The 5,710-nt window shown below is 69.4% G+C and carries 6 protein-coding genes; 3 read left to right on the forward strand and 3 right to left on the reverse strand.

The features are described 5' to 3' along the window. Both WA317_RS00475 and WA317_RS00480 read right to left on the reverse strand, forming a co-directional pair. Positions 1–1,290, reverse strand: a 1,290-nt coding sequence (locus WA317_RS00475) for a phospho-sugar mutase (protein WP_425171161.1), incomplete at its 3' end; no start/stop codon positions are given. A 12-nt stretch (positions 1,291–1,302) separates the two neighbouring features. Then, on the reverse strand, positions 1,303–2,109 hold the full coding sequence (locus tag WA317_RS00480) for a purine-nucleoside phosphorylase (RefSeq protein ID WP_425171162.1): 807 nt from the start codon (positions 2,107–2,109) through the stop codon (positions 1,303–1,305). Between the two features lie 24 nt (positions 2,110–2,133). Here WA317_RS00480 and WA317_RS00485 point away from each other — a divergent pair, with 24 nt between their 5' ends. After that, positions 2,134–3,318: a M20 family metallopeptidase gene (locus tag WA317_RS00485; RefSeq protein WP_425171163.1), complete on the forward strand. Its 1,185-nt coding sequence runs from the start codon at positions 2,134–2,136 to the stop codon at positions 3,316–3,318. Then, positions 3,315–4,496, forward strand: coding sequence for a M20 family metallopeptidase (locus tag WA317_RS00490; protein WP_425171164.1), 1,182 nt, complete (start codon positions 3,315–3,317; stop codon positions 4,494–4,496). Before WA317_RS00485 ends, WA317_RS00490 begins: the two co-directional genes overlap by 4 nt. Positions 4,497–4,544: 48 nt before the next feature. On the opposite strand, the gene WA317_RS00495 is transcribed toward WA317_RS00490, so the two are convergent. Beyond that, positions 4,545–5,018, reverse strand: a complete 474-nt coding sequence (locus WA317_RS00495) for a gamma-glutamylcyclotransferase (protein ID WP_425171165.1) — start codon at positions 5,016–5,018, stop codon at positions 4,545–4,547. A 77-nt stretch (positions 5,019–5,095) separates the two neighbouring features. On the opposite strand from WA317_RS00495, the gene WA317_RS00500 reads away from it, so the two are divergent. Further along, positions 5,096–5,710 (forward strand): FAD-dependent oxidoreductase (locus WA317_RS00500; protein WP_425171166.1); only part of this gene is annotated, 615 nt, incomplete at its 3' end.

Consider the following 5,710-nt stretch of genomic DNA (forward strand, 5'->3'; position numbering starts at 1 on the left):
CGACAACGCGGCGCCCAGGTGCGCCCCATGCCGGCGGGCGAGGTCGTCGAGCACGTCCAGCGGGGAGCGGCCCTGCGCCTTCAACATCGCCACCAGATCGCACACCAGCACCGCGGCGCTGATGCCGTCCTTGTCTCGCACGGCACTCGGGTCGACGCAGTGCCCGATCGCCTCCTCGTAGGCATACACCAGCGTCTGGCCGGGCAGGTCCCCGTCAGCGCGGGCCAGCCATTTGAAGCCGGTCAGGGTTTCGACATGGCGTGCCCCGTATTGCTGGGCGATCTTGGCCAGCATCCGCGACGACACCACGGTGCTGGCCACCACGGCGGCGTCCGGGGACTCGACGCCCGACAGGATGTAGTCGCCGAGCAGCCAACCGGTTTCGTCGCCGGAAAGCATCCGCCACCCGGACGGTGTGGGCACACCGACCGCGCAGCGATCGGCATCGGGATCCAGCGCGATGGCGACATCGGCGTCGACGTCGGCCGCCAAGGCGAGCAGCGCGTCGGTGGCTCCCGGTTCTTCCGGATTGGGAAACGCCACCGTGGGAAAGTCCGGGTCCGGCGCGAACTGCGCAGCGACGGTGTGCACGTCGTCGACACCGGCGCGCTGCAGCGTCCGCACTGCCACCGCTCCACCGACCCCGTGCAGCGGGGTCAGCGCCACCCGGACCGAACCGGTCGAACGCCGCAACCCGGCGGCGCGCTCGATGTAGCGCTCGACCATCGAGGTATCCGCCGCCGCGACCGGCTGCCTGGGAATCTGATCGGCGAACGGGGCGTCGGCGATGGCGTTTTCGATTGTCCTGTCGGTCGGAGCGACGATCTGCACACCCCCGACGAGATAGACCTTGTAGCCGTTGTCGGTCGGCGGGTTGTGCGATGCGGTGATCTGAATGCCCGCCGCGGCACCGGTGTGCCGCACCGCGAACGCAAGTACCGGCGTGGGCAGCGCATCAGGCAGCCGCAGCACCGAGAAGCCCGCAGCAGCAAGCGTTTCTGCCGTCACAAGAGCGAACGCCGCTGACCCGTGCCGGGCGTCGCGTCCGACGACCACGGCTGAGCCCCCCAGGCACCGGTCTTTGAGCACCTGCGCCACGGCCCAGCTGGCGCGCAGCACCACAGCCACATTCATGGCGTCCGGCCCGCCGCGCACCGGACCGCGAAGCCCCGCAGTGCCGAATGTCAACGGCCGGTCAAACCGCGCGGACAGTTCACCCGGCTCGCAGGCTGCGAGCTCGGCAGCCGTGACGGGGTCTGGATCGTGGGCGATCCACTCTTCGGGAGTCACAGCCGGCCCATCTCAGAGCCGGGCCACCACATCGGCCAGCAAAGTGCCCATCCGGGTCGCCGACGCCGCGCCTGCGGCCAGCACCTCGACGTGGCTGAGCGGCTCCCCGGTGATGCCGGCGGCCGGGTTCGTCACCAGCGAAATGCCCAGCACCTCGGCGCCCGCCGCCCGGGACGCGATGGTCTCGTGCACCGTCGACATCCCCACCAGGTCGGCGCCGAGCACCCGCAGCATCCGGACCTCGGCCGGTGTCTCGAAGTGCGGCCCCGGCAAGCCGGCGTACACGCCTTCGGCCAGCCCCGGGTCGACGTCGCGGGCAAGCGCCCGCAAGCGCGGCGAATAAGCGTCGACGAGGTCGACGAACTGTGCTCCGACCAGCGGAGAACGCGCGGTCAGGTTGAGGTGGTCGCTGATCAGCACCGGCTGACCCACTTCGAAGTCGCTCCGCAGGCCACCCGCGGCGTTGGTCAGCACAATGGTGCGCGCGCCGGCCGCACACGCAGTCCGCACCGGGTGCACGACGTGGCGTAGGTCATGTCCTTCATAGGGATGCACCCGGCCCGCCAGCACCAGCACCCGGTGAGCGCCGATGCGCACCGACGAGAGCTGACCGGTGTGCCCGAGCGCCGTCGGTGGCGTGAAGCCGGGCAGGTCGGCCATCGGCAGCGTGGCCGTCGAAGAACCCAGCGCCGCAACAGCCGGCGCCCACCCGGAACCGAGAACGATCGCCACGTCGTGTTCGGCCACACCGGTGCGCTCGGCGACGGCATGCGCCGCGGTCCGTGCGAGTGCGTCCGGATCGGGCGGGCCGTCGGTCACAATGGGGCAGTTTAAACTGCGAGGATGCCCGTAGCCACCGCATTAGATGCCGTCGAGGACCTCGTGCGGCGCCGTGGCGCCGACCTCGTCGCGCTCTCCCACGCGATTCACGCCGAGCCGGAGTTGGCGTTCGAGGAATACCGCAGCTGCGCCAAGGCGCAGGAGTTGGTGGCCGAGCGGGGTTTCGAGATCACCACCGCCGCCGGGGGTTTGGACACCGCCTTTCGTGCCGACTTCGGCAGTGGGCCGCTGGTGGTGGGGATCTGTGCCGAATATGACGCGTTGCCCGGCATCGGGCACGCCTGCGGCCACAACATCATCGCCGCGTCGGCGATCGGTACCGCACTGGCGCTGGCCGAGGTGGCTGACGACCTGCAATTGACGGTGGCCCTGATAGGCACGCCGGCCGAGGAATCTGGCGGCGGTAAGGTGCTGCTGCTGCAGGCCGGGGTGTTCGACGACATCGCCGCGGCGGTGATGCTCCATCCCGGGCCGGCCGACATCGCCGCCGCGCGGTCGTTGGCGTCTTCCGGCATGCGCGTCGCCTACCAGGGTCGGGAGGCGCACGCGTCGGCCGCGCCGTTCCTGGGTCTCAACGCCGCCGATGCGGCCACTATCGCTCAGGTGGCCATCGGGCTGCTGCGCCAGCAATTGGCTCCGGGGCAGCAGGTGCACGGCTTCATCGCCGATGGCGGGCGGGCTCCCAACGTCATCCCGGCGTACACCGAATTGCAGTACATGACGCGGGCGCTGGAGGCGACCCTGTTGTGCGACCTGGAAGCTCGGGTCAAGGACTGCTTCCTCGCCGGCGCGGTAGCCACGGGTTGTGACTACAGCATCGACCAGGTGGAACCCGCGTACGAGGCGCTGAAGCCGGACCAGTGGCTGGCCGCGGCGGTGCGCAGCGAGATGGAGCGGCTGGGGAGGACACCGGTCGCCGAACAGTATGAGGTCGCCCTACCGGTCGGCAGCACTGACATGGGCAACGTCACCCAGGTGCTGCCCGGAATCCACCCGCTGGTGTCCGTTGACGCCGGCGGCGCGTCGTTGCACCAGCCCGCATTCACCGCGGCAGCCGCCGGGGCCAGCGCGGACCGCGCCGTAATCGAAGGCTCGATCATATTGGCGCGCAGCGTCGTTCGTCTCGCCGAATCGACCGAACAGCGGGACCGGGTACTGACGGCTCGTGAGCACCGGGCACCGTCATGAGCCTGCTCAAGGGAGCCGAAGCCTGGCTGGCCGACCACCAGGACGATCTTGTCGAGTGGCGGCGGCACTTCCACCGCTATCCGGAATTGGGCCGCCAGGAGTACGCCACCACCCAGTTCGTCGCCGACCGATTGGTAGACGCCGGTCTCAACCCGAAGGTGCTGCCCGCCGGGACCGGCCTGACATGTGACATCGGGCCCGAGGACCGACCCCGGATCGCGCTGCGCGCTGACATCGATGGGCTGCCGATGGCCGAGCGCACCGGCGCGCCCTACTCCTCGACGATGCCCAACGTCGCGCACGCCTGCGGGCATGACGCGCACACCGCGATCCTGCTGGGCACCGCGCTGATATTGGCGTCGGCGCCGCAGTTGCCGGTCGGGGTGCGGCTGATCTTCCAGGCGGCCGAAGAGCTGATGCCCGGCGGGGCGATCGACGCGGTGGCCGCCGGGGCGCTGAACGGGGTCAGCCGGATCTTCGCGCTGCACTGCGACCCCCGGCTTGCTGTGGGCCGGGTCGCGGTGAAGGCCGGGCCGATCACCTCGGCGGCCGACCGGCTGGAGATCGTCTTGAACTCGCCGGGCGGCCACACTTCCCGGCCGCATCTGACCGCTGACCTGGTCTACGGGCTGGGCACGCTGATCGTCGGGGTGCCTGGTGTGCTATCGCGGCGCATCGACCCGCGCAAGGCGACTGTGCTGGTGTGGGGCGCGGTCAACGCCGGGGTGGCCGCCAATGCGATACCGCAGGTGGGTGTGCTGGCGGGCACTGTCCGCACCGCCAGCCGGGAGACTTGGCAGAGCCTCGAGTGCATCATCGGCGAGGCGGTGACGTCACTGCTCGCGCCGCTCGGCGTCGATCACCGGCTGGAATATCACCGCGGAGTTCCGCCGGTGGTGAACGAAGAGATCTCCACCCGCATCCTCACCCATGCGATCGAAGCCGTCGGACCCGATGTGCTGGCTGACACCCGTCAGTCCGGCGGCGGCGAGGACTTCTCGTGGTATCTGGAGGAGATTCCCGGAGCGATGGCCAGGCTCGGCGTGTGGCCGGGCCACGGGCCTCAGCTCGACCTGCACCAGCCGACGTTCGACATCGACGAGGCGGCCCTCGCGATCGGGTTGCGGGTCATGGTCAACATCGTCGAGCAGGCGGCACTGGCGGCTCAGTCGGACTAAGCCCGCCACTTGACATAGGAGCAACGCACACTCGCGGCCTGAAGAAGGTTAGGTGCCCGGGCCGATGTTCCGCGCTGGGCGGGTGCGCAGATCGTAGACGTATTCGCTTGGCGCGCCCGCAATCTCGGCGGCATCGGCCATCACGCCCAGATAGCGCGCCGACGGCAAACCGCCCTCCCACGCGTCGACGACGTACAGCCAGGCCAATGCGGGATCTGTGGTGGTGTCCGAGGAAATTCGGTGTACCCGGCACCGGATCTTCTTGTGGATGCCCAGCTCCGAACCTTCCCATCGGTCCAGGGTCTGCTCGTCCGACGGTGTCACGTCGTAGAGCACCACGAAGACCTTGGATTCCGGGTCCTCGACGACGGTAGCCAAAGCGCCTTCCCAGCCGATGTCTTCGCCGCCGAAGGTCAGCCGCCAGCCGTGCAGCCAGCCGGTTCCGGCCATTGGAGAGTGTGGTGCGCGCTGCATCATCTGCTCGGGATCCATGTTCGACCCGTAAGCGGCGTAGATCGGCACGGGAAGAAGCTTAAACGGCATGCGTCGTCGCGATGCTCAACCGACGAGTTAGCTCGCCTTTAGCTAGTTTGGGGGCTGTGCCGACCCGCATAGTGATCATCGGCGGCGGTCCCGCCGGCTACGAAGCGGCACTCGTTGCCGCGGCCCGTGGTCCCGAGGTGGCTTCGGTCACCGTCGTCGACTCCGACGGAATCGGCGGTGCGGCCGTGCTGGTGGACTGCGTCCCGTCGAAGACGTTCATCGCCTCGACCGGGCTGCGCACCGAACTGCGCCGCGCGCCACAACTGGGCTTCGACATCGACATCGACGACGCCAAGATCTCGCTCCCCGAGATCCACCGGCGCGTCAAGACGCTGGCCGCCGCCCAATCCGCCGACATCACCGCCCAGCTGGTGGGCATGGGGGTGGAGGTGATCGCCGGTCGCGGCGAGCTGGTCGACGCGGCCCCGGACCTGGCGCGGCACTGCATCAACATCACCGCACCGGACGGCACCACCACGACCCGCGAAGCCGACGTCGTGCTCATCGCGACCGGCGCCAGCCCCCGGGAGTTGCCGACGGCGCGCCCGGACGGTGAGCGCATCCTGACCTGGCGGCAGCTCTACGACCTGGAGGAGTTGCCCGAACACCTCATCGTGGTGGGCTCGGGCGTCACCGGAGCCGAGTTCGTGCACGCCTACACCGAGCTGGGC

It is taken from the genome of Mycobacterium sp. (assembly GCF_049802695.1).
Taxonomy (GTDB): domain Bacteria; phylum Actinomycetota; class Actinomycetes; order Mycobacteriales; family Mycobacteriaceae; genus Mycobacterium.